This window comes from Streptomyces sp. NPDC042201, assembly GCF_055582185.1.
Genome location: NZ_JBVJDS010000009.1, coordinates 137954 through 157494 on the forward strand (window position 1 = coordinate 137954; position 19541 = coordinate 157494).

Sequence of the window (19541 nt, forward strand, 5' to 3'; positions counted from 1 at the left end):
TGTGGCGGCCGATCCTCATCGGAGGTTTATTTTCTTTCCTTGCGATGTTTGGGGTGTGGATGGTGACGAATTCAGCGGTTGGTCCTCTCGCCGGGGAGAGCGGGCTTCCATATGAATGCGAGGAAGCGATTCCGGGGCGCCGGCGGAAGATGCGGGGGCCGGTGGTCAAGGTCGTCATCGGGTCACTGGTGATCGCCGACACGCCACGCACCACGGGAGAGAACCTGGAGCACATCAGTACGCTGGCCGGAGCCCTGGGTGAATTCCCGCCGATCATCGTGCACCGGGCGACCATGCGCGTCGTCGACGGCCTGCACCGGCTGCGCGCCGCCGAACTCCGCAACCAGGAGTTCATCGCGGCCCGGATGTTCGAAGGGGACGAGGCCGAGGCGTTCGTCCTCGCGGTGCAGGCGAACCTGGCGGGCGGGCTGCCGCTCTCCGTGGCCGACCGCAAGGCGGCCGCGGCGCGCATCATCGCCTCGCATCCGCAGTGGTCGGACCGGTTGACCGCCTCCGTCACCGGCCTCTCCGCCAAGACGGTCGCCGAGGTGCGCCGCCGGCACCCCGCCGAGACGACACGCCGGCCCGGCAGCAGGATCGGGCGGGACGGGCGCGTACGGCCCGCCGACGCGCCGGAGAAGCGCAGGCTCGCCGCCGAACTCATCCTGCGCAAACCCGAGCTGTCCCTCCGTCAGGTGGCCAAGGCGGTGGGAATCTCACCGGAGACGGCGAGGTCCGTCCGTACCCGGCTGCTGAGCGACGAGGAGCCGGCCGAACGGGAGCCCGACGCTGTGCGGTGGACGCCCGAGCAGCCCCCGCGGCCGGATACGGGCGACGCGCGAGCCGACGCGGGGCCTGACCAGGAGCCACCGGATCGCGCGGCGGTGGTCCAGCGGCTCAGGACGGACCCCTCGCTCCGCTACAGCGAGAACGGGCGCACGCTGCTGCGCCTGATGGAAGCCCATGCCATGAGCAGTGAGACATGGGCGAACCTCGCGAACAGCGTCCCCGCCCACCGTCGGCACGCCATCGCGAACCTGGCGATGGAGTGCGCCCGGGGATGGAGGGTGGTCGCCGAGCAATTGGCCCGGAACGCCCCACGCTCGACATAGCGCCACGAACCTCCCGGACGGGACGTATGCCTTCTCAAGGAGACAGCCACGCATGTCCAGTATTCCCCTCATAGAGCCGTACGCGCTGCCCACCGCCGCCGATCTCCCGGCCAACTCCGCCGACTGGGCCGCCGATCCCGGGCGTGCGGTGCTGCTGATCCACGACATGCAGAGATATTTCCTGCGGCCGTTACCCGAAGGGCTGCGGGAGCAGCTGGTACGGAACGTGGCCGCGCTGCGGGACCGCTGCCGCGAGCTGGACGTGCCGGTGGCGTACACGGCGCAGCCCGGTGGCATGACCGACGAACAGCGCGGCCTGCTGAAGGACTTCTGGGGTCCGGGGATGCGCACGGACCCGGCGGACCGGGAGGTGGTCGGGCCGCTGGCTCCCGGACCGGACGACCGGCTGTTCACCAAGTGGCGCTACAGCGCGTTCCACCGCTCGGACCTGCTGGAATGGATGCGCTCGCGCCGGCGTGACCAGCTCGTCGTCTGTGGCGTGTACGGGCATGTGGGGGTACTGGCGAGCGCGGTGGAGGCGTTCACCAACGACATCCAGACGTTCCTGGTGGCCGACGCGATCGGGGATTTCTCCGCGAACCACCACCGGCTGACCCTGGAATACGCGGCGCAGCGCTGCGCCATGGTGGTCGGCCACGCAGAGGTCCTGGCGTGACCGGGGATCCGCTGGCCCGGGTGCTGAGCGGTCGGCCGCCGCCGTTCGCGCTGCTGCACCGTCCGGAGTCGACCGGCCAGGACCGGCTGGACGTGCTGGTCGGCGACCTGTCGGAGCTGGACTCTCTCGCCGGCATTCCGGTGCCCGGGGAAGCCGGTGGGGAGGGCCAGGACGTCCTGGTGATCGTCCCCTACCGGCAGATCGCCGAACGGGGTTTCGCCTGCGTCGACGACGGGGCCCCGCTCCTCGCGCTGCGGGTGACGGAACAGGCCGTGCTGTCGCTGCCCGAGGTGCTGGGGCGGATCCCCGATGTCCCGATCCGGTTGGCGAACGGCCGCTTCGATGTGGCCGACGAGGAGTACGCGGAGATCGTCCGCACGGTGGTCGCCGAGGAGATCGGCAGCGGCGAGGGGGCGAACTTCGTCGTCAAGCGGTCGTTCGTCGCCGACATCGAGGGCTACGGCCCGGCCGGCGCGCTGACGTTCTTCCGCCGGCTGTGCGAACGGGAGTCGGGCGCGTACTGGACGTTCATCGTGCACACCGGCGCCCGTACCTTCGTCGGCGCCACCCCGGAGCGGCACATCAGCCTGCGCGCGGGCGCGGCGGTCATGAACCCGGTCAGCGGTACCCACCGGTACCCGCCGGGCGGGCCCGTGCTCTCCGACGTACTGGAGTTCCTCTCCGACGAGAAGGAGAGCGACGAGCTGTACATGGTGCTGGACGAAGAGCTGAAGATGATGGCCCGCGTCTGTGACGCCGGTGGCCGGGTCGTGGGTCCGCACCTGAAGGAGATGGCGCGGCTGGCGCACACCGAGTACTTCATCGAGGGCAGGTCCGGCCGGGAGCCGCAGGAGATCCTGCGCGAGACGCTGTTCGCGCCGACGGTGACCGGGAGCCCGCTGGAGAGCGCGTGCCGCGTGATCAGCAGGTACGAGCCGCAGGGCCGGGGGTACTACAGCGGCGTCATGGCCCTGATCGGCCGGGAGGGCGGCCGCCGGTCCCTGGACTCCGCCATTCTGATCCGCACCGCGGACATCGACCGCGCCGGCCGCATGAGCATCGGGGTGGGCTCCACCCTCGTACGGCACTCCGATCCGGTCTCCGAGGCCGCCGAGACCAGGGCGAAGGCGGCCGGTCTGCTGTCCGCCCTGGACAGTGGCCGCCAGGACGGCGCCGGAGAGCACCCCGCGACAGGGCCGGCCCCGGAGGGCGCCCGGCGGGGCGGCCTCGGTGACCACCCGGCCGTACGGTCGGCCCTGGAGAGCCGCAACACGGACCTCGCCCGGTTCTGGCTCGCCGGGGACGCGGCACGCGGAAGGCCGGTGCCGGCCCTGGCCGGCCGCCGTGTGCTGGTCGTCGACGCGGAAGACACCTTCACCGCGATGATCGGCCATCAGCTGCGTTCCCTGGGACCTCAGGTGACGGTGCGCCGGTTCGACGAGGAGTACTCCTTCGACGACCACGACCTGGTCGTCATGGGCCCGGGCCCCGGCGATCCCAACGTCACCGGCGATCCCCGCATCGCCCATCTACACGCGGCGATCGGCTCCTTGCTGGCGCGGCGGCGCCCGTTCCTCGCGGTCTGCCTCAGCCACCAGGTGCTCAGTCGGCGCCTCGGTCTGGACGTGCGGCGCTGCGACGTCTGCAACCAGGGCACCCGGCGCGAGATCGACCTGTTCGGCACCCGCGTGCTCGCCGGGTTCTACAACGCGTTCGCCGCCCGCTGCGGCGAGGACGAGATCCACCACCCCGGCGTCGGCCGGATCGAGGTCAGCAGGGACGCCGGGAGCGGCGAGGTGCACGCGCTGCGCGGACCGCGTTTCGCCTCGATGCAGTTCCACGCCGAATCGGTGCTCACCCGCGACGGGCAGCACATCTGGGCCACACACATGGAAGAGGTGTTACGCGCATGATCGTCACCATCGCCTGGTGGGATCTGACCGAGTCCGAGCAGAGCATCGACTCACTGCGGGAGTACCTGCGGGACGAGGGGGTGCCGCCGTGGACCTCGGTCAAGGGCCTGCGCCTGAAGTTCTGGATCTCGGACCGCCCGGGCAACCGCTGGGGGGCGGTCATGCTGTGGGAATCGGCCGGGGCCCGCGAGCAGCCGCTGCCGCCGCACCGTGCCGCCCAGCTGATCGGCTATCCGCCCACCGAGCGGGTGCAGTTCGAGGTCGAGGCCACGGTCGAGGGCGAGTACAGCAGAGCCGCGCTGTCCGGCCTCGGACTGGTCTACGACGCTGAACCGGACGCCTGAACCCGGACGCCTGAACCCGGACGCCTGAACGCGCGCGAACCTCAACGATCCCGTCGACCCAGGGAGACACGACATGCCCGAAGACAATCCTCAGACGTTCGCCGGTTCCGTCGATCTGGCGCTGCCCGAGTTCGACAAGCCGCCGGCGGACCCGATCGCCCTCTTCCGCGACTGGTTCAAGACCGCCCAGGAGCTGGGAGTACGCGAACCGGGGGCCCTGTCGCTGGCCACCGCAGACACCGCGGGCCATGCCTCCAACCGGATCGTCCAGACCATCGAACTCACCGACGAGGGACTGGTGTTCACCAGCCACGCCACCAGCCCGAAGGGCCATGACATCGCGGCCACCGGATGGTCCTCGGGCGTCTGGTACTGGCGGGAGACCAGGCAGCAGATCATCTTTACCGGGCCGACCGGCCGGCTCTCCGACGCCGAGTCGGACGCGCTGTGGCACGCCCGCCCCCGCGCCACCCATCCGATGTCGGCCGTGGCCCGGCAGAGCGAACCCCTGGGGGACGAGGAGACGCTGCGGGCACAGGCCAGGATCCTCGCGGACAGCGGAGAGCCGCTGCCACGACCGCCGGCCTGGGCCGGCTACCTGCTCAAGCCGTCCGCGGTGGAGTTCTGGCACGGCAGCCTCGACCGTTTGCACCGGCGGCTGCGCTACGACCGCGCCGACACCGGCTGGACCGCCGGCCGGCTCCAGCCATGACATCGTCCGGCCTCAGAGCTGGAACGCCCCACGGGCGACGATGACCGCAGAGCCCGCGACCTCCACCGTGTCGACCCGATGCTCGCTGCCGCCGGCGGCAGCGAGCATCGTGGAGGGACGGCCCATCTCGACGCCCTGGAGGATCTCGATCTGATGTCCGTACGGGATCAGACCGTGCCGCGCCAGGTGCACGGCGAGCGCCCCGGCGGCCGACCCCGTCGCGGCGTCCTCGGCGACGCCGTAGGCGGGCGAGAACATGCGCATCCGCCAGTGGCTTCCCGACCCCGCGAAGCAGTTGGCCGCCATGTCCAAGTGCTTGGCCAGCGCCCGTAGATCGGGCCGCACCGCGGACAGCGCCGCCACGCTGTCGAGTCCGACGAACACATGGCGCGGGCCGTTGCGGTAGACCTCCACCGGCAGGACGGAGGACTTCACACCGAGCGCGGCGAGCAGGTCCTCGGCCTCCTCGTACATCTCCCAGGTCGGGATCGGCTGCCGCATGCGGGCCGAGCGGATTGCGCCGTCCGGGCCCCGGTCGAATTCGAACGGAACGGTACTCACCGCGGTTTCCATGAGTATCCGCTCTCGCCGGGTGGACGCGCCCAGGACGATCGCGGTGCCCAGCGTCGGGTGGCCGGCGAAGGGCAGCTCGTTCACCGGGGTGAAGATGCGGACCCGCACATCACCTCCGTCCCGTGGCGGAAGGACGAATGTCGTCTCCGAGAGATTCAGCTCCCGGGCCAGGCGCTGCATCTGTACGGCGGAAAGCTCCGAGGCGTCCAGGAAGACGGCCACCGGATTTCCCGAGAGAGGCTCATCGGTGAAAACATCGGCGACTACATAATCAAGCATTCACGCAAAATACCGGGCCGGTCCGGAGCCCGCAAGAAGTCGGGTCCGTCCAAGTGGCGGGGTGCCGGGTGTCCAACGGACGGAAATCGCCGGTTGGACACCCGGCGCCCCGTATAAGGTATTCCAGACCCGCCAGCGAATTCCTGGATTTACCATCCGTCGTCTCTCCTGTGAGGTCTGGCAATGGCCGAAGCCACCGTGAACAAACCGGCGTCCGACGATGAAGCGGAACTCCGGCGCCGCCACCGAGCCGTGGTCGAGGACTACATGAGCAGGAAGGGCGAGGGGCGCCGGAGCCGCTATCTCCTCTTCACCGAGGACGGCAGCGGCGGCCTGTACACGGCCGACACCGAGGAGCCGATCGTCTCGCGCGGCCAGGACAAGCTGAAGGCACACGGTGCGTGGTCACTGGAGTGCTTCCCCGACTGGGTCTGGTACAACGTCGAGATTTTCGAGACGCAGGATCCCAACCGGTTCTGGGTCGAGTGCGACGGCGAGGGTGCGATTCTCTTCCCGGGCTACCCGCCGGGGCACTACAAGAACCACTTCATCCATTCGTTCCTGCTCGACGACGGAAAAATCGTCCAGAATCGGGAATTCATGAACCCGTACAACCAGCTCCGGGCGTTGGGCATAGAAATTCCGGTGATCCGGCGGGGCGAGATTCCCACCTGAACCCAGAGGGATTCCCCACACGCGACGCAGCAATCCCTCGACATCCTGGAGAATTCACAGTGAAAGCCGATCTGAAGGCGGCCCAAGAGGTAGTCGAGCTGATCACCGGGGGATGGCGGGCACAAGCCGTCCACACCGCCGCGAAGCTCGGCCTGCCCGATCACATCGAAGCCGGCCGGACCACCGGCGTGGAACTCGCCGAGGCCACCGGCGCCGAGGAAGAGGGCATCCGCCGCCTGATGCGTCTCCTGGTGGCGATGGGTGTGTTCGAGGGGGATCACGGGACCGGGTACCGGAACACCCCGGTCTCCGCCGCGCTCCTGGACCAGCCCGGGACCATGCGGGACATGTGCCTGCTCTACGGCGAGGAGTTCTACACCGCCTGGGGCCGCGCCGCGGAATGCTTCACCACCCTGACCGCGGGCTTCGAACTCGCCTACGGCCAGCCGCTCTACCCCTACCTCGACGACCACGCCGACATGGCTGTCCGGTTCCAGCGGACCATGAAGGCCGGCAACCTCTTCTTCGACTACGTCCCGGACATCTTCGACTTCTCCGGCGGCAAGACCATCGTCGACTGCGGTGGCGGCAACGGCCACCTCCTCTCCGTGATCCTTGAGGCCACCCCCGACGCCCGCGGCGAACTGGTCGACCGCGACCACGTGATACCGATCGCCCGCGAGTACCTCTCCCGCACCGTCGGCCTCGACCGCGTCGGACTCCACGCCGGGGACATGTTCAAAGCCGTCCCCCAGGGCGGCGACGTCTACCTCTTCTGCCGCGTCCTGGCGGGCTGGAGCGACGACGATGTTGTCGAAGCCTTCCAGCACTGCCGCCACGCCATGACCGGCCCCGCCGCCCGGCTCCTGGTCCTCGACCGCACCGTGACCGACGAAAACTCCACCGTGCTGCCCGCGCTGTGGGATCTCCACCTCCTCATGACCAACGGCGGCCGGCACCGCTCCATCGGCCAGTTCCGCAGCCTTCTCGACCGGGCCGGCTTCGACATCGACCACATCGCGGGACTCCCCATGGAAACCACCGCCCTCATAGCCGCCCCCCGCACCTGACCTTCGTCGGCCACTGCGTGAGGGACAGCGAGTCTTCCGGCGGTGGCCGTGGTCAGGGGGCGATCGTGAGGTCCTCGATCAGGCCGGAACGGAGCGTGAAGCGGTAGCGGAGATCGACGCGCTCGCCGGGGAAGTCGCCCTCCAGCCGGTTCGTTACCACCCAGTGGGTGTCGTCCAGTCGCTCGGCGCCGAGCCGTTCGGTGGTGAAGGTGAACTCGCTCGCCGCTGTGCTGAGCCATGTCTCGATGGCGGCGGTGCCGGTGTGGGTGACGCCCTCGTCGGTGAGGGTGGCGCTCTCGTGGAATGCCGAGAGGGCGGTCGGCGTGTTCCGGACGAGGTGAGCCTCCAGATAGCGGCTCACCGCGTCGGGCAGCTCGATGGGGGTGGCGTTCATAAGAGGTGCAGCTCCTTGCTGGGCGTTGGATCAGACAGTTGGATCAGGCAGTTGGATCAGGCCGTGGGCTTGGTGCCGCCGTCGATGACGTGTTCGGCGCCGGTGATCGATGACGCCCGGTCCGAGACCAGGAAGGCCACCAGTTCGGCCACCTCCTCGGGGCGGGCCGGCCGGCCGAGGGGAATGCCGCCGATCCCGTTCATGACCATCCGGCGGCCTTCTTCGTAGTCGACTCCCGCCTCGTCCGCGAAGGCCGCGACGAAGGAACGGCCCCAGTCACTCTCGGTGAAACCAGGAGTGACGCTGTTGACGCGGACCCCGCTCGGAGCGACTTCGTTGGCCAGCCCCTTGCTGTAGTGGGACAGAGCGGCCTTGGCCGATCCGTACGGAACTCGGTTCGCGCTCGGGATCGAGCGGGAGAGCGAGGAGATGTGGACAACAGCTCCCGCGCCGCGCTCGACCATGCCGGGCACCAGCGCCCGGTCGAGCCGTGCGGGAGCGAAGAGATTGATGTCCATGACGAACTGCCACACAGCGTCCTCCTGTGTCAGCAGCGGAACGTGCTGGTCTCCGTCGGTGCCCACGTTGTGGACGAGAATGTCGACCCCGCCCAGCCGCTCGTTCACATGCCGGGTGACCACGTCGATCCCCTCCCGGGTGCCGATGTCGGCCCGCACGAACAGCTCGCTTTCTTGCGCGGACGCGGAGCGGGCGGTGAAGGCGACCGCGGCGCCGGCCCTGGTGAGCCTGTCGACGATCGCTGCGCCGATCCCGCGCGTCCCTCCTGTCACCAGGGCACGCTTTCCGGCGAACTCGCCGCCCTCCGCGGCAGAACGGGACACGGTTGAAGAAAGGGTGGGGGTCATGGTTCCTCGGTCTCGGGATGCTGTCAGTGGCCGGCCGATCCGGAGCACCTGACGCATTCCGACGTTAGAGCCGTCCGACGAGACGATCCATGCCTAAAAGTCTCGCTTCTTTGACCGTGCGTCTCGCATGAGCCCTCCCAGGTAGAGTTTCCCTCATGGACGTCGTCAGTGACGCGGTAGCTACGATCCGGACCGGCCGGCCGCATTCGGCACGTACCCACCTCACCGCACCCTGGGGCCTGCGCTTCGCGCCGACCAGCGGCCCGGGGTTCCACGTGGTGCTTGAGGGCGGGTGCTGGCTGCTGTCGCGCAACGCCGCACCGGCGGCTCTCGCGGCGGGTGACGTGGTTTTCGTGTCTCACGGGCAGGAACTCGCCCTCGCCGACCACCCGTCCAGTGCGCTCGTCGACGCCACTCAGGACCTGGACGACGCCTGGATCCCCCGTACCGAAATTCAGGGCGCGGCGGCCGCCACCGTACTCATCTGCGGTTCCTACCAACTCGACCGAGCCCGCCCGCACCCGCTCCTGGCGGAGCTCCCGGATCTCATCCACCTGCCGGCACGCGTCAGCCGGCAGGCTCCCCTCTCGGCCGTCGTCGCGCTCCTCGGCGACGAACTCAACGAGCGCAACCCCGGTTCCGACGCCATCGTCTCCAGCCTGCTGGACACGATGCTGCTGTACATCCTGCGCACCTGGTACAAGGAGCGAGCCCCGAGCGCCACCACCGGCTGGGCGGCAGCCCTGTCCGATCCGGCGGTCAGCAGCGCACTGCATCACCTCCACGGCGACCCCACCCACCCCTGGACCGTGGAGGAACTGGGCGCACGCGCGGGGCTGTCACGAGCGGCATTCGCCCGCCGCTTCACCACCCTCGTCGGCACACCACCCCTCACGTACCTCACCTGGTGGCGGATGACCTCGGCCGGCACCCTGCTCCGCCTCGACGACACGCCCCTGCACACCATCGCCCGGCTGACCGGCTACACCTCGGAATCCGCGTTCAACCGCGCCTTCAAACGCGAGTACGGGAAAGCCCCTGGCGAGTACCGCCGCCAACACGAGCGGCGGCGTCAGCTGTACACAAGCAAGTAGTCACAGGTGCTCGTACCGTCGTGGAGCGAATTGTCGCTGTTGAGGACATAAAAGGTCCCAGCGAATCCGGCGGTTGTCATCTTCGGCACGACGATCAGTGTCTGATTCGCCATGTCCAGCCCGGACGGCACCACCACATACCGGTGCAGCAGCATGAAAAGATTTTGTCCGAGGTTGGGCAGCTTGAGGGCTCGGTACGTGCGATCCCCTGTGCCTTGGGGGCCCGAGATGGGTACCTGGTAGGGCGGTGCACCCCATTGTGCGGGGTGGGTGGCGATGCGGCCCATCATTTCGAGTTCTTGCAGTCGCCTCTGCGTGCTCGCCCTGACGCCGGCCATGTGAATGTGCAACTGGTTGAAGCGCCGGGCGTTCTGCGAGTTGATCCCCAATCCGATATTGGGATATTGCACGGGGACGCTTCCCCCGCTCCTCGCGTTCTCCCATGCGTCGTTCCAGTAGTTCGCCGCCCCAGAGGTCGTGAGAAACGGGCATTCGATACCTGTGATCCGACAACTGGGGGCCAGGAGATAATTGTGCTGGTTCTCGGGCTTGCCGTGCAGCACGACGTAATTCGGTGTTGTCTTCAAGCAGTTGGGCCTGGACTGCGGCGGCGGGACTGTCCCGTGAGTGCAGTACCGGACATCGTTCCACAGCGGATCATTGTCGGTGGGACTGCCGCAGACGGACTGAAGCTGAGCAGGGGGGCAGGGGCTCGGGCCTGCCCCGGGAGGGGAGGTGGGGCATGAGTCGGACGAGGGCTCTCCGTGCACCGGGCCGACTGCCGCGGCCGCGCTCCCGCTCGCTCCCGCACCGGCCAGGAGCGTCGCCGCACCCATGACGCCGGAGAACGCGACGAATTGACGCCGAGAAACCTCGTTCGAATTCTTGTGATCATGCATGCGTGATCTCCCATGGTGATGACCGCTGATTGGATTTGCTGGCCATGAGCGAGATGGGGAGGTCTCGCCCGGTTTTGGCCCGTCGCTGATCCGCACACAGGGTAGGCGGTGGCGAGCGAATTGCCCATCGACTGAATGAGTGAGCGTCACTTGTTCCGCCATGGAGACCGTTTCCCATGTGGTGAGGCGGACGAGCCGCTTGTAGCAGCAGAGGGCTACGGTGAATCCGGGAAAGGCCAGGAAGGTGTGGGAATGACGCCGTGATACGCACCCCGATGTGCTCGGTGTGCCACAGGCTGAGCGGGTGATTCAGCACAGCGATCGACCCGTTACGTCCTGTTGCTGCGCCCCTCGCGACCAGTCACCAGCGACCCCGCGCACCCCGACCAGGCATCGTCGGCGCATCCTCGCCGGACAAGATCCCCCAACACAGCAGAACTCCCAGCCCGGACGAGTCCGTGCTGGGAGTTCTGTGAAGCCAAACAGGGTATTTGTGTGAGCTACCCCTGGTGTCCGAGGGGGGACTTGAACCCCCACGCCCGATAAAGGGCACTAGCACCTCAAGCTAGCGCGTCTGCCATTCCGCCACCCGGACAAGGTGTCTGCCGGACGGCTGTGGGCCGTTCCGACGTGGAAAACCATAGCAAACATTCAACGGTGCCCGATCACGTGCCCGTCCCGTGTGACGGGCGTATGACGGCCGGGGGCCGCCCTTGGGAAGCGGGCCGGGATCGCGGAGGATGTGAGGACCACCAGCAACGACCGTGGGAGTGAGCAGCGTGGGCGAGCCGAACGCGGGCAGGACCGTCTCGGGCGAGGACGAGGTCGTGGACCTCTGCCGTGATCTGATCCGGATCGACACCAGTAATTACGGCGACCACTCGGGCCCCGGGGAGCGGGCCGCCGCCGAGTATGTCGCGGAGAAGCTCGCGGAAGTGGGCCTCGAACCGAAGATCTTCGAGTCCCACAAGGGCCGCGCCTCCACCGTGGCCAGGATCGAGGGCGAGGACCCCTCCAAGCCCGCCCTGCTCATCCATGGCCACACCGATGTCGTCCCCGCCAACGCCGACGACTGGCAGCACCACCCCTTCTCCGGCGAGATCGCGGACGGCTGTGTCTGGGGCCGTGGCGCGGTCGACATGAAGGACATGGACGCGATGACCCTCGCGGTCGTACGCGACCGGATGCGCAGTGGCCGTAAGCCGCCGCGCGACATCGTGCTGGCCTTCCTCGCCGACGAGGAGGCGGGCGGCACCTACGGCGCGCGGTATCTCGTCGACAAGCACCCCGGTCTCTTCGAAGGCGTCACGGAAGCGATCAGCGAGGTCGGCGGCTTCTCCTTCACCGTCAACGAGAACCTGCGGCTGTATCTGGTCGAGACGGCGCAGAAGGGGATGCACTGGATGCGCCTGACCGTGGACGGCACCGCCGGGCACGGCTCGATGACCAACAACGACAACGCCATCACCGAGCTGTGCGAGGCCGTGGGCCGGCTCGGCCGTCATCAGTGGCCGGTGAGGGTGACCAAGACCGTACGGTCCTTCCTGGACGAGCTGTCCGACGCGCTGGGTACCCCCCTCGACCCGGAGGACATGGAGGCCACCCTCGCCAAGCTCGGCGGCATCGCGAAGATGATCGGGGCCACCCTGCGCAACTCCGCGGCTCCCACCATGCTCGGCGCCGGCTACAAGGTGAATGTGATCCCCGGCCAGGCGACCGCCCATGTCGACGGCCGCTTCCTGCCCGGGTACGAGGAGGAGTTCCTGACCGACCTCGACCGGATCCTCGGCCCGCGTGTCACGCGCGAGGACGTGCACGGCGACAAGGCCCTGGAGACCAGCTTCGACGGGAAGCTGGTGGATGCCATGCAGACCGCGCTCTCGGCGGAGGACCCGATCGCGCGGGCCGTTCCCTACATGCTCTCGGGCGGCACCGACGCCAAGTCCTTCGACGAGCTCGGCATCCGCGGCTTCGGCTTCGCGCCGCTCAAGCTGCCGCCGGAGTTGGACTTCGCCGGGATGTTCCACGGTGTGGACGAGCGGGTGCCGGTGGACGGCCTGAAATTCGGTGTGCGCGTCCTGGACCGGTTCATCGACCACAGCTGAGCGACGCACGTCTATTCGACAGCGTGTGCACACCCGACTGAAAAGAGTGAATGCGACCATAGGCTCGTAGCCTCATTTCGTTCCTCTTCGTTACAGGTGTTGCGGTCCGCGGCTGGGACCGCATTTGCCAACAAGGAGGAATAATGATCAAGAAGGTCGTCGCTGCTGCGGCTGTCACTGGTGGTCTGGTGCTCGCGGGCGCGGGTATGGCCGTCGCCGACTCGGGTGCCCAGGGTGCCGCTGTCAGGTCCCCGGGTGTGGCCTCGGGCAATGTGATCCAGGCCCCCGTTCACGTGCCGGTGAACGCGTGCGGCAACACGGTCTCCGCGGTCGGGCTGCTGAACCCCGCCTTCGGCAGCGCCTGCGTCAACGCGTGACGTCGTACCTCCGACCCGTATGGGTTTGAGCCCTGGCGGCCCCGGAGTGCGCGCCATGCACTTCGGGGCCGCTGGGCATCCTGCCCCGGCATCGAAGCCCAGGGGCAGTCCTGAAGGCAGAAGGCAGGGATCGAAGTTATGAGACAGGTCACGCGCAAAGGCCTGATTACGGTTGCGGCCGCGGGTGGAGTGCTCGCGCTCGGCGGCGGTTACGCACAAGCGGATGCGGGTGCCGAAGGCATCGCGGCGAATTCTCCGGGCGTGCTGTCCGGGAACTCCGTCCAGGCCCCGGTGCACGTCCCCGTGAACGTGTGCGGGAACACCGTCAATGTGGTCGGGCTGCTCAACCCGGCGCTCGGCAACACCTGTGCCAACACGTCGGACACCACGTCGGGCGCCTCGTCCGACGGCTACGGCGGCGGATCGCACGCCACCACGCCGGGCAGTGGTGCGCAGGCCGACGGCTCGTACCAGGGCGGATCGCACACCGCGCCGTCCGGCGGGGCGCACGCGGAGGGGGGCACGTCGAACTCACCCGGTATCGGTTCCGGGAATTCGATCCAGGTGCCGATCGACCTTCCCGTGAACGCCTGTGGGAACAGCGTCACCATCGGTGGCCTGCTCAACCCCACTACGGGCAGCGACTGCGAGAACGACTCAGCTGTCGCGCCGCCGGCCACGCCCGAGCAGCCCGACAACCCGATTACCCGTCCGACCCCGAACACCCCTGAGACGCAGATCGTCGCGCAGCCCGCGGGCCACGACGTACTCGCTCAGACCGGTGCCGGTTCACTCGGGATGGCGATTCCGGCGGCCGCCGGACTGCTGCTCGCGGGCAGCATCCTCTACCGCCGCGCCCGCGCCGCCGCGTAGTCGGAAGCGTACGGACGGACAGGGGCGGGCCTCGCGACAGCGGGGCCCGCTCCGCCGTTCTCACCAGGTGGCGCGCACCTGACGGATGATGCGCCGACGCAGCCGCACCCTGCGGCTGCCGTCCCGGTGCAGGCTCAAGCGGTCCAATTCCCAGTGTCCGTACTCGGCATGGTCGGTCAGCAGACGGGCCGCTTCCTTGCGGGAGACCCCGCGCGGCACGTACACGTCGACAAATTCGTATTCCGGCATCGCATCTATTGTGCGGGCAGAGCCCCGGTACGGATAGCGTCTGCACTATGTCTGATGCTGCGCAGCCCACTGCTGCCGAGGTACGCGCCGCCGCCGAGGCGGTCAAGGTAGCCCTGGACCGCCACCTCGCGGCGGTCGAACACCGCACGGGCGAGGACGACCCGGCTGTCTCCGATGCGTTCAACGCCCTGGCCGTCGCGGCCGAGGTCTACGACGAGCTGCTCTACAACCGGTACGACGAAGTCACCCCCTTCGAGATCCCGGAACCGGACGACTCGCTGCCGCCGTACAACGGCCCCGAGGAACCGAATGCCCTCTCCGTGCTGATCAGGCGTGATTACGCGGTGGTGGAGCCGCAGCGGCTGCTCGCACAGGCACAGCGCATCGCCGATGTGGAAGGGGACACCGATACCGGGGCCGTGGTGGGCAGCAGTGTGCACGCCGCCCTCGGGGTGCTCTTCGGTGAGTACGAACCGGACGAGATCGCCTCCCGGCACAAGGAATTCGGACTCGAAGAGGGCGATTCCACCCTTTGGGTGGCGGCGGCGGACGACCTGCCCGAACCGGGCGAGTGGCTGAGCGCCCCCTTCGACCAGGCCGACCCCCAGCAGGTGGTCTGCCGCTTCGATGTCAGCGCGGTCTTCGACGAGGACGACCTCGACCCGGATCTGGACGATCTGGAGGAGCAGCACGCCTGATCCTGCGGCGCCCGCTCCGGCCCGCGCCGACGACAGGTCGACGCGGGCTCAGGGCATGAGGCGCTCAGCCATGAGGCGAGTCGGCGGCGCGGTCACCCCGGCTGGGCCGCCGGGGCCAGCAGGGTTTCGATCAGCGGGCGCAGCCTGGTCGTGCGCTCCTGGGACGGGACATCGGCCACCGCCTGCGGAAGCGCCTGGTCCACGCCATGGACCACGGACAGATGGCGCTCGCCCCGGCTGAAGGCCGTATAGACCCAAGGACGGCTCAGCCCCTGGGCGGCGTCGCCGGGGAGCACCACGACCGCCGCGGGCCACCGCATCCCCGCGGCCTGATGCGCGGTGAGCGCCCAGCCGTGGCGTACGGCCGACTCGACCCGCTCCCTGGGTACGACGACGGCCTCGCCCTCGCAGTCGAGACGCAGCCCTTCGGTGTCTGCGGAGACCACCGAGCCCTGCAGCGTCCTGCCGGGCGACGGGACATACGCGACCCTGTCCCCCGGGTCGAAGCCGCCGAACCGGCCGGGCCCCGGATTCAGCCGCTGCTTGAGCGCCGCGTTCAGCGCGCGGGTGCCGGCCGAGCCGCCGTGTCCCACGGTGATCACCTGCGTCTGCCCCGCGGTCACCCCGAAGGCGCGCGGCACCGAATCGGCGACCAGTTGCACCGTGCGGTGCACCGCCTCGCCCGCGTCCCGCACCGGGACGATCACGACCTCCTTGCCGGGCGCCTCCACCTGGCTCAGCTCACCGATGCCGATCCCGGAGACCAGCTCGCCGATCGGTCCCGCGTCGGGGGTACGGGAGGCGATCCGCGGGCATACCCCGGCGGCCAGCAGATCGGCGAACACCCGGCCCGCGCCCGCCGACCAGAGCACCCTGGGGTCACCGCTGAGCACCAGGCGGCTGCCGTCCGGCAGCGATTCCACGATCACCGCTGCCGTCTCCACATCCAGCTGTGGCGCGTCCAGCACCACGAGGAGATCCAGCGCGAACGTGCCGTCCGCGTCGCGTCCCGGGCCCTCCGCGCCGGCGAGCAGCCCGGCCACGGTGACCGCGCCGGCGCCCAGCCGGCCGCGGCCGTTCTCGCCGTGGGCCGCGACGACCGCGCGCATCCCGAGCGCTCGGGCGGCCTCGGCCAGGGCGACCGGCTCGGCGCGCGCGGCCTCACCGCCCGTGTGCAGGACGAGTCCATGGCCGGCGACGGCGCGGATCAGCTCGGCGGCCGAGGGTGAGGCGGCCGTCGCCGCGGCCTCCTCCCAGGATGCGTCGGGGCCGGTCTTGACCAGCCGCGCGAGTCCGTCGGCGAGGCTCTCCTCGGCGAGGGCGTACCGGTCGAGCCCGAGCAGCACCGGGACCGGTGCCGCGGCCTCCTGCTCGCCGTCCTCCGCTTCCCCCGTCTCGCTCTCCGTCCCCTCCACGTCCTCGTCCAGACCGTCCTGGAACACCAGCACGGCGCCCTCGGCGATGGCGTGCTGCACGGCCTCATCGGGCTCGGGCACGGCATGCCCGGCCAGCGCGCCGCGTACCGACGACGCCTCCAGCGCGGTGTGGCCCTGAAGCGCGGCCCGCTCCAGCAGCCAGCCGACGAGCGCGGCGGCCCGCCGCTCGTCGCCGGGGCCGCAGGCCGCCCCGAGCAGCGCCCGCGCGAACCCGTCGGCCTGCTCGGGTCGCACACCGGGGACGGCCAGCAGCTGCCACGGGTCCTCGCGCAGCACGTGCGGGGCCTGCTCCCCGAGCACGGTGGCGACCTGCCCCGCGAGCGCCTCCGGCGCCCCTCCCTCGGCGAGCACGGCCCGCACGGCGGACACGGCCCCGGGCGCGGCGGCCCGGGGTGCCGACGGGGCCTCCGGGGCGCGCGCGGGCGTCGTGTCCTGGGCCGGCGGCGGCGCGGGGGGAGCGGGGGCGCGCAGCAGGGACGGGTCGACCTCGGCGCCGCTCTCCACGGCCCGTACGGCGGCGAGCAGATCGGCGGCCTGCCCGCTGAGCTTGGCGCCGGCGGCGATGGGCCCGGCCTTCTCCGCCTTCCGCTGCTCGATCCGCTCGCGCAGCTCCCGCTGCGCGGCCAGCTCGGCCTGGCTCTCGGACAACGCCGCCGCGGCTTCTGCCGCCTCGGCCCCGCCCGCCTCCGGCTCCGTCGACGTGCCGTCGGCCGAGGCGCCGTCGGCCGAGGAGCTGTCAGCCGCAGCGCCGTCAGTCGCAGCGCTGTCAGCCGAGGCGCCGTCAGCCGAGGCGCCGTCAGCCGAGGCGCCGTTCTCGGCCGCCCCGCCGTCCGTTTCCGGGTCCGTCTCGGCGGGCCCCGGGTCCGGGTCCGGCGCCGGTGCCGCGGGGTGCCGGCCTGTGTCGGCCATGGACTCGGCCTCCTCCTCGGCAGCGGTGTCGCGGTCCGTACTCACAGCGTGCTCCAGTCCTGGTCGGGATAGCGGTGCACGGGCGCCGACACATCGTCGAGCGCCTGGCAGATCTCGTCAGGAAGACTAAGGCTCTCCACTGACAAAGCGGCCGTGAGCTGCTGCGCGTTGCGCGCACCGATGATCGGGGCCACCACCCCGGGCCGGTCCCTGACCCACGCCAGCGCGACCGCCAGGGGCGTCGTGGCGAGCCCGTCCGCCGCCGTCGCGACCGCGTCCACGATCCGGCTCGCCGCCTCGTCGAGATAGGGCTCGACGAACGGCGCCAGCTGCTCGGACGCGCCCCGGGAGTCCGGCGGCGTGGTGTGCCGGTACTTACCGGTGAGCACCCCGCGCCCGAGCGGCGACGAAGGCAGCAGCCCGACCTCCAGATCCCTCGCGGCGGGCAGCACCTCCCGCTCCACACCGCGCTGCAGCAGTGAGTACTCCATCTGTGTGCTGGCCAGTCTCGTCCGTATCCCGGGCGAGGCCAGCTGCCAGGTGGCGGCCTTGGCCAGCTGCCAGCCGCAGAAGTTCGACACTCCCGCGTACCGGGCCCGCCCGCTGCTGACGGCGATGTCCAGCGCCTGGAGCGTCTCCTCCAGCGGAGTCCCCGTATCGAACGCGTGGATCTGCCACAGATCGACATAGTCGGTCCCGAGCCGCTCCAGCGACGCGTCCAGCGCGGCGAGGAGATGCCCGCGGGATCCGTCGAAGCGCCGGTACGGATCCGCCACACTGCCGGCCTTGGTCGCGATGATCACATCGCGGCGCGGTACGAGCCGTTCGACGAGCTGGCCGAGCAGATATTCGGCCTCCCCTCCGCCGTACACATCCGCCGTGTCGACGAGTGTCCCGCCCACCTCCCAGAAGGCCTTCAACTGATCGGCGGCGTCATGCTCGTCGGTGTCCCGACCCCAGGTCAGGGTGCCGAGTCCGATCCGGGACACACGCAGGCCGGTACGGCCGAGATGCCTCTGCTCCATGGCTGCTGAGATTACTGGCCAGGACCCCACGCGGAGAGAGCCTGTGGACAACCCGCCCCTGACGGATGCCCGCACTGCGCGCTAGAGTCCCCGGCACAGGGACGTTACTCATCAGTAAGGGAGTGGTTATGCGGCTCGGCATCAACCTCGGCTACTGGGGCGCGGGGATGGACAGCGACAACCTCGCGGTCGCGCAGGAGGCCGACCGGCTCGGCTACGACGTCTGCTGGGCCGCCGAGGCGTACGGCTCCGACGCCCCGACCGTACTGAGCTGGGTCGCCGCGCAGACGGAGAACATCGACGTCGGCTCCGCGATCCTGCAGATCCCGGCACGCCAGCCCGCGATGACCGCCATGACCGCGGCCACCCTCGACTCCCTCTCCGGCGGCCGGTTCCGCCTCGGCCTCGGTGTCTCGGGCCCGCAGGTCTCCGAGGGCTGGTACGGCGTGAAGTTCGACAAGCCCCTGGCCCGCACCCGGGAGTATGTCGAGATCGTCCGCAGGGCGATGTCCCGTGAGCGGCTGTCGTACGAGGGCGACCACTGGACGCTGCCGCTGCCCGGCGGCCCCGGCAAGCCGCTGAAGCTCACCGTGCACCCGCAGCGCGAGCACATCCCGCTCTACATCGCCGCGATCGGTCCCAAGAACCTGGAGCAGACCGGTGAGATCGCCGACGGCGCGCTGCTGATCTTCCCCTCCGCCGACCATCTGGAGGACACCGCGATCCGTCCGCTGCGGGCGGGCCGCGAGAAGGCCGGTCTGACCATGGACGGCTTCGACGTGTGTCCCACGGTGCCGCTGGCGGTGGGCGACGACGTCCACGCGCTGGCCGATGTCTTCCGTCCCTACACCGCGCTGTACGTGGGCGGCATGGGCAGCCGCAAGCAGAACTTCTACAACCAGCTCGCGCGGCGCATGGGGTACGAGAAGGAGGCCGCCGAGATCCAGGACAAGTACCTCTCCGGCGACAAGGCCGGCGCGGCGGCGGCCGTACCGCACGAGCTGATCGACTCGACGACGCTGCTCGGTCCTGTGGAGCGGATCGCCGACCGGATGCAGGCGTACGCCGCCGCCGGCGTCACCACGCTCACCCTCGCCCCGGCGGGATTCACGCTCGACGAGCGGATCGCCGCGCTGCGCGTCGGCACGGACGCCCTGGAGCGCGCGGGCCTGGTGTCCTAGCGGCCGCCCGTGGCCGGTCATAGCTCGTCCTGGCCCGAACGGGCTATGACCGGCGCGCGGACACGCACGGATGAACGGATG

General features: G+C 69.7%; 20 protein-coding genes and 1 tRNA gene. 13 read left to right on the forward strand and 8 right to left on the reverse strand.

What is annotated here, in order from left to right:
* The first annotated feature begins 161 nt into the window (after positions 1-161).
* The 5 genes from ACZ6MZ_RS22640 to phzG all read left to right on the forward strand — a co-directional run bounded on the left by ACZ6MZ_RS22640 (position 162) and on the right by phzG (position 4757).
* Complete coding sequence (locus tag ACZ6MZ_RS22640) at positions 162-1112, forward strand: ParB/RepB/Spo0J family partition protein (RefSeq protein WP_389791698.1); 951 nt, start codon at positions 162-164, stop codon at positions 1110-1112.
* A 52-nt stretch (positions 1113-1164) separates the two neighbouring features.
* Positions 1165-1788: an isochorismatase family protein gene (locus ACZ6MZ_RS22645; protein ID WP_389791700.1), complete on the forward strand. Its 624-nt coding sequence runs from the start codon at positions 1165-1167 to the stop codon at positions 1786-1788.
* On the forward strand, positions 1785-3701 hold the full coding sequence (locus ACZ6MZ_RS22650; RefSeq protein WP_469353895.1) for an anthranilate synthase family protein: 1917 nt from the start codon (positions 1785-1787) through the stop codon (positions 3699-3701). The genes ACZ6MZ_RS22645 and ACZ6MZ_RS22650 overlap by 4 nt, the downstream gene beginning before the upstream one ends.
* A complete protein-coding gene (locus ACZ6MZ_RS22655; RefSeq protein WP_384183003.1) occupies positions 3698-4045 on the forward strand; it encodes a hypothetical protein in 348 nt (115 codons plus the stop codon). The genes ACZ6MZ_RS22650 and ACZ6MZ_RS22655 overlap by 4 nt, the downstream gene beginning before the upstream one ends.
* A 73-nt stretch (positions 4046-4118) precedes the next feature.
* Entirely contained in the window at positions 4119-4757 is a 639-nt protein-coding gene (gene phzG / locus ACZ6MZ_RS22660; protein WP_469353897.1) for a phenazine biosynthesis FMN-dependent oxidase PhzG, read from the forward strand.
* A gap of 12 nt (positions 4758-4769) precedes the next feature.
* On the opposite strand, the gene ACZ6MZ_RS22665 is transcribed toward phzG, so the two are convergent.
* A complete protein-coding gene (locus tag ACZ6MZ_RS22665; protein WP_384334053.1) occupies positions 4770-5609 on the reverse strand; it encodes a PhzF family phenazine biosynthesis protein in 840 nt (279 codons plus the stop codon).
* Between the two features lie 183 nt (positions 5610-5792).
* On the opposite strand from ACZ6MZ_RS22665, the gene ACZ6MZ_RS22670 reads away from it, so the two are divergent.
* Both ACZ6MZ_RS22670 and ACZ6MZ_RS22675 read left to right on the forward strand, forming a co-directional pair.
* Positions 5793-6284: a PhzA/PhzB family protein gene (locus ACZ6MZ_RS22670; RefSeq protein ID WP_389792921.1), complete on the forward strand. Its 492-nt coding sequence runs from the start codon at positions 5793-5795 to the stop codon at positions 6282-6284.
* 59 nt (positions 6285-6343) lie between these two features.
* A complete protein-coding gene (locus ACZ6MZ_RS22675) occupies positions 6344-7354 on the forward strand; it encodes a methyltransferase (protein ID WP_384183014.1) in 1011 nt (336 codons plus the stop codon).
* Positions 7355-7406: 52 nt separating this feature from the next.
* Here ACZ6MZ_RS22675 and ACZ6MZ_RS22680 read toward each other — a convergent pair whose 3' ends face one another.
* The gene (locus ACZ6MZ_RS22680; protein WP_389792917.1) at positions 7407-7748 is read right to left on the reverse strand and encodes a nuclear transport factor 2-like protein; all 342 of its coding nucleotides are present in this window, start codon (positions 7746-7748) and stop codon (positions 7407-7409) included.
* Positions 7749-7804: 56 nt separating this feature from the next.
* Entirely contained in the window at positions 7805-8590 is a 786-nt protein-coding gene (locus ACZ6MZ_RS22685) for an SDR family oxidoreductase (RefSeq protein WP_469353899.1), read from the reverse strand.
* Positions 8591-8769: 179 nt separating this feature from the next.
* On the opposite strand from ACZ6MZ_RS22685, the gene ACZ6MZ_RS22690 reads away from it, so the two are divergent.
* Complete coding sequence (locus ACZ6MZ_RS22690) at positions 8770-9708, forward strand: AraC family transcriptional regulator (RefSeq protein WP_384183021.1); 939 nt, start codon at positions 8770-8772, stop codon at positions 9706-9708.
* On the opposite strand, the gene ACZ6MZ_RS22695 is transcribed toward ACZ6MZ_RS22690, so the two are convergent.
* A complete protein-coding gene (locus ACZ6MZ_RS22695; RefSeq protein ID WP_389792925.1) occupies positions 9687-10361 on the reverse strand; it encodes a CDP-diacylglycerol diphosphatase in 675 nt (224 codons plus the stop codon). The genes ACZ6MZ_RS22690 and ACZ6MZ_RS22695 overlap by 22 nt on opposite strands.
* A gap of 753 nt (positions 10362-11114) precedes the next feature.
* Positions 11115-11202: transfer RNA gene (locus tag ACZ6MZ_RS22700), tRNA-Leu, on the reverse strand.
* 184 nt (positions 11203-11386) lie between these two features.
* Between ACZ6MZ_RS22700 and ACZ6MZ_RS22705 the strand changes: the two genes are divergently transcribed.
* The 3 genes from ACZ6MZ_RS22705 (at position 11387) to ACZ6MZ_RS22715 (ending at position 13962) form a co-directional block, all read left to right on the forward strand.
* On the forward strand, positions 11387-12712 hold the full coding sequence (locus ACZ6MZ_RS22705; protein ID WP_469353901.1) for a M20/M25/M40 family metallo-hydrolase: 1326 nt from the start codon (positions 11387-11389) through the stop codon (positions 12710-12712).
* A 143-nt stretch (positions 12713-12855) separates the two neighbouring features.
* Positions 12856-13089, forward strand: a complete 234-nt coding sequence (locus ACZ6MZ_RS22710; protein ID WP_389792911.1) for a chaplin — start codon at positions 12856-12858, stop codon at positions 13087-13089.
* A gap of 138 nt (positions 13090-13227) precedes the next feature.
* Positions 13228-13962: a chaplin gene (locus ACZ6MZ_RS22715; protein ID WP_389792909.1), complete on the forward strand. Its 735-nt coding sequence runs from the start codon at positions 13228-13230 to the stop codon at positions 13960-13962.
* 60 nt (positions 13963-14022) lie between these two features.
* Here ACZ6MZ_RS22715 and ACZ6MZ_RS22720 read toward each other — a convergent pair whose 3' ends face one another.
* Positions 14023-14211, reverse strand: a complete 189-nt coding sequence (locus ACZ6MZ_RS22720; RefSeq protein ID WP_030354641.1) for a DUF5703 family protein — start codon at positions 14209-14211, stop codon at positions 14023-14025.
* A 47-nt stretch (positions 14212-14258) separates the two neighbouring features.
* Between ACZ6MZ_RS22720 and ACZ6MZ_RS22725 the strand changes: the two genes are divergently transcribed.
* Positions 14259-14909, forward strand: a complete 651-nt coding sequence (locus ACZ6MZ_RS22725; protein WP_384183031.1) for a hypothetical protein — start codon at positions 14259-14261, stop codon at positions 14907-14909.
* A 92-nt stretch (positions 14910-15001) separates the two neighbouring features.
* On the opposite strand, the gene ACZ6MZ_RS22730 is transcribed toward ACZ6MZ_RS22725, so the two are convergent.
* Together ACZ6MZ_RS22730 and ACZ6MZ_RS22735 are read right to left on the reverse strand one after the other, a co-directional pair.
* On the reverse strand, positions 15002-17254 hold the full coding sequence (locus ACZ6MZ_RS22730) for a helix-hairpin-helix domain-containing protein (protein ID WP_469354083.1): 2253 nt from the start codon (positions 17252-17254) through the stop codon (positions 15002-15004).
* 41 nt (positions 17255-17295) lie between these two features.
* Positions 17296-18279, reverse strand: a complete 984-nt coding sequence (locus ACZ6MZ_RS22735; protein ID WP_384183034.1) for an aldo/keto reductase — start codon at positions 18277-18279, stop codon at positions 17296-17298.
* A 128-nt stretch (positions 18280-18407) separates the two neighbouring features.
* Here ACZ6MZ_RS22735 and ACZ6MZ_RS22740 point away from each other — a divergent pair, with 128 nt between their 5' ends.
* Positions 18408-19460, forward strand: a complete 1053-nt coding sequence (locus tag ACZ6MZ_RS22740; RefSeq protein WP_469353903.1) for an LLM class F420-dependent oxidoreductase — start codon at positions 18408-18410, stop codon at positions 19458-19460.
* The last annotated feature ends 81 nt before the right edge of the window (positions 19461-19541 follow it).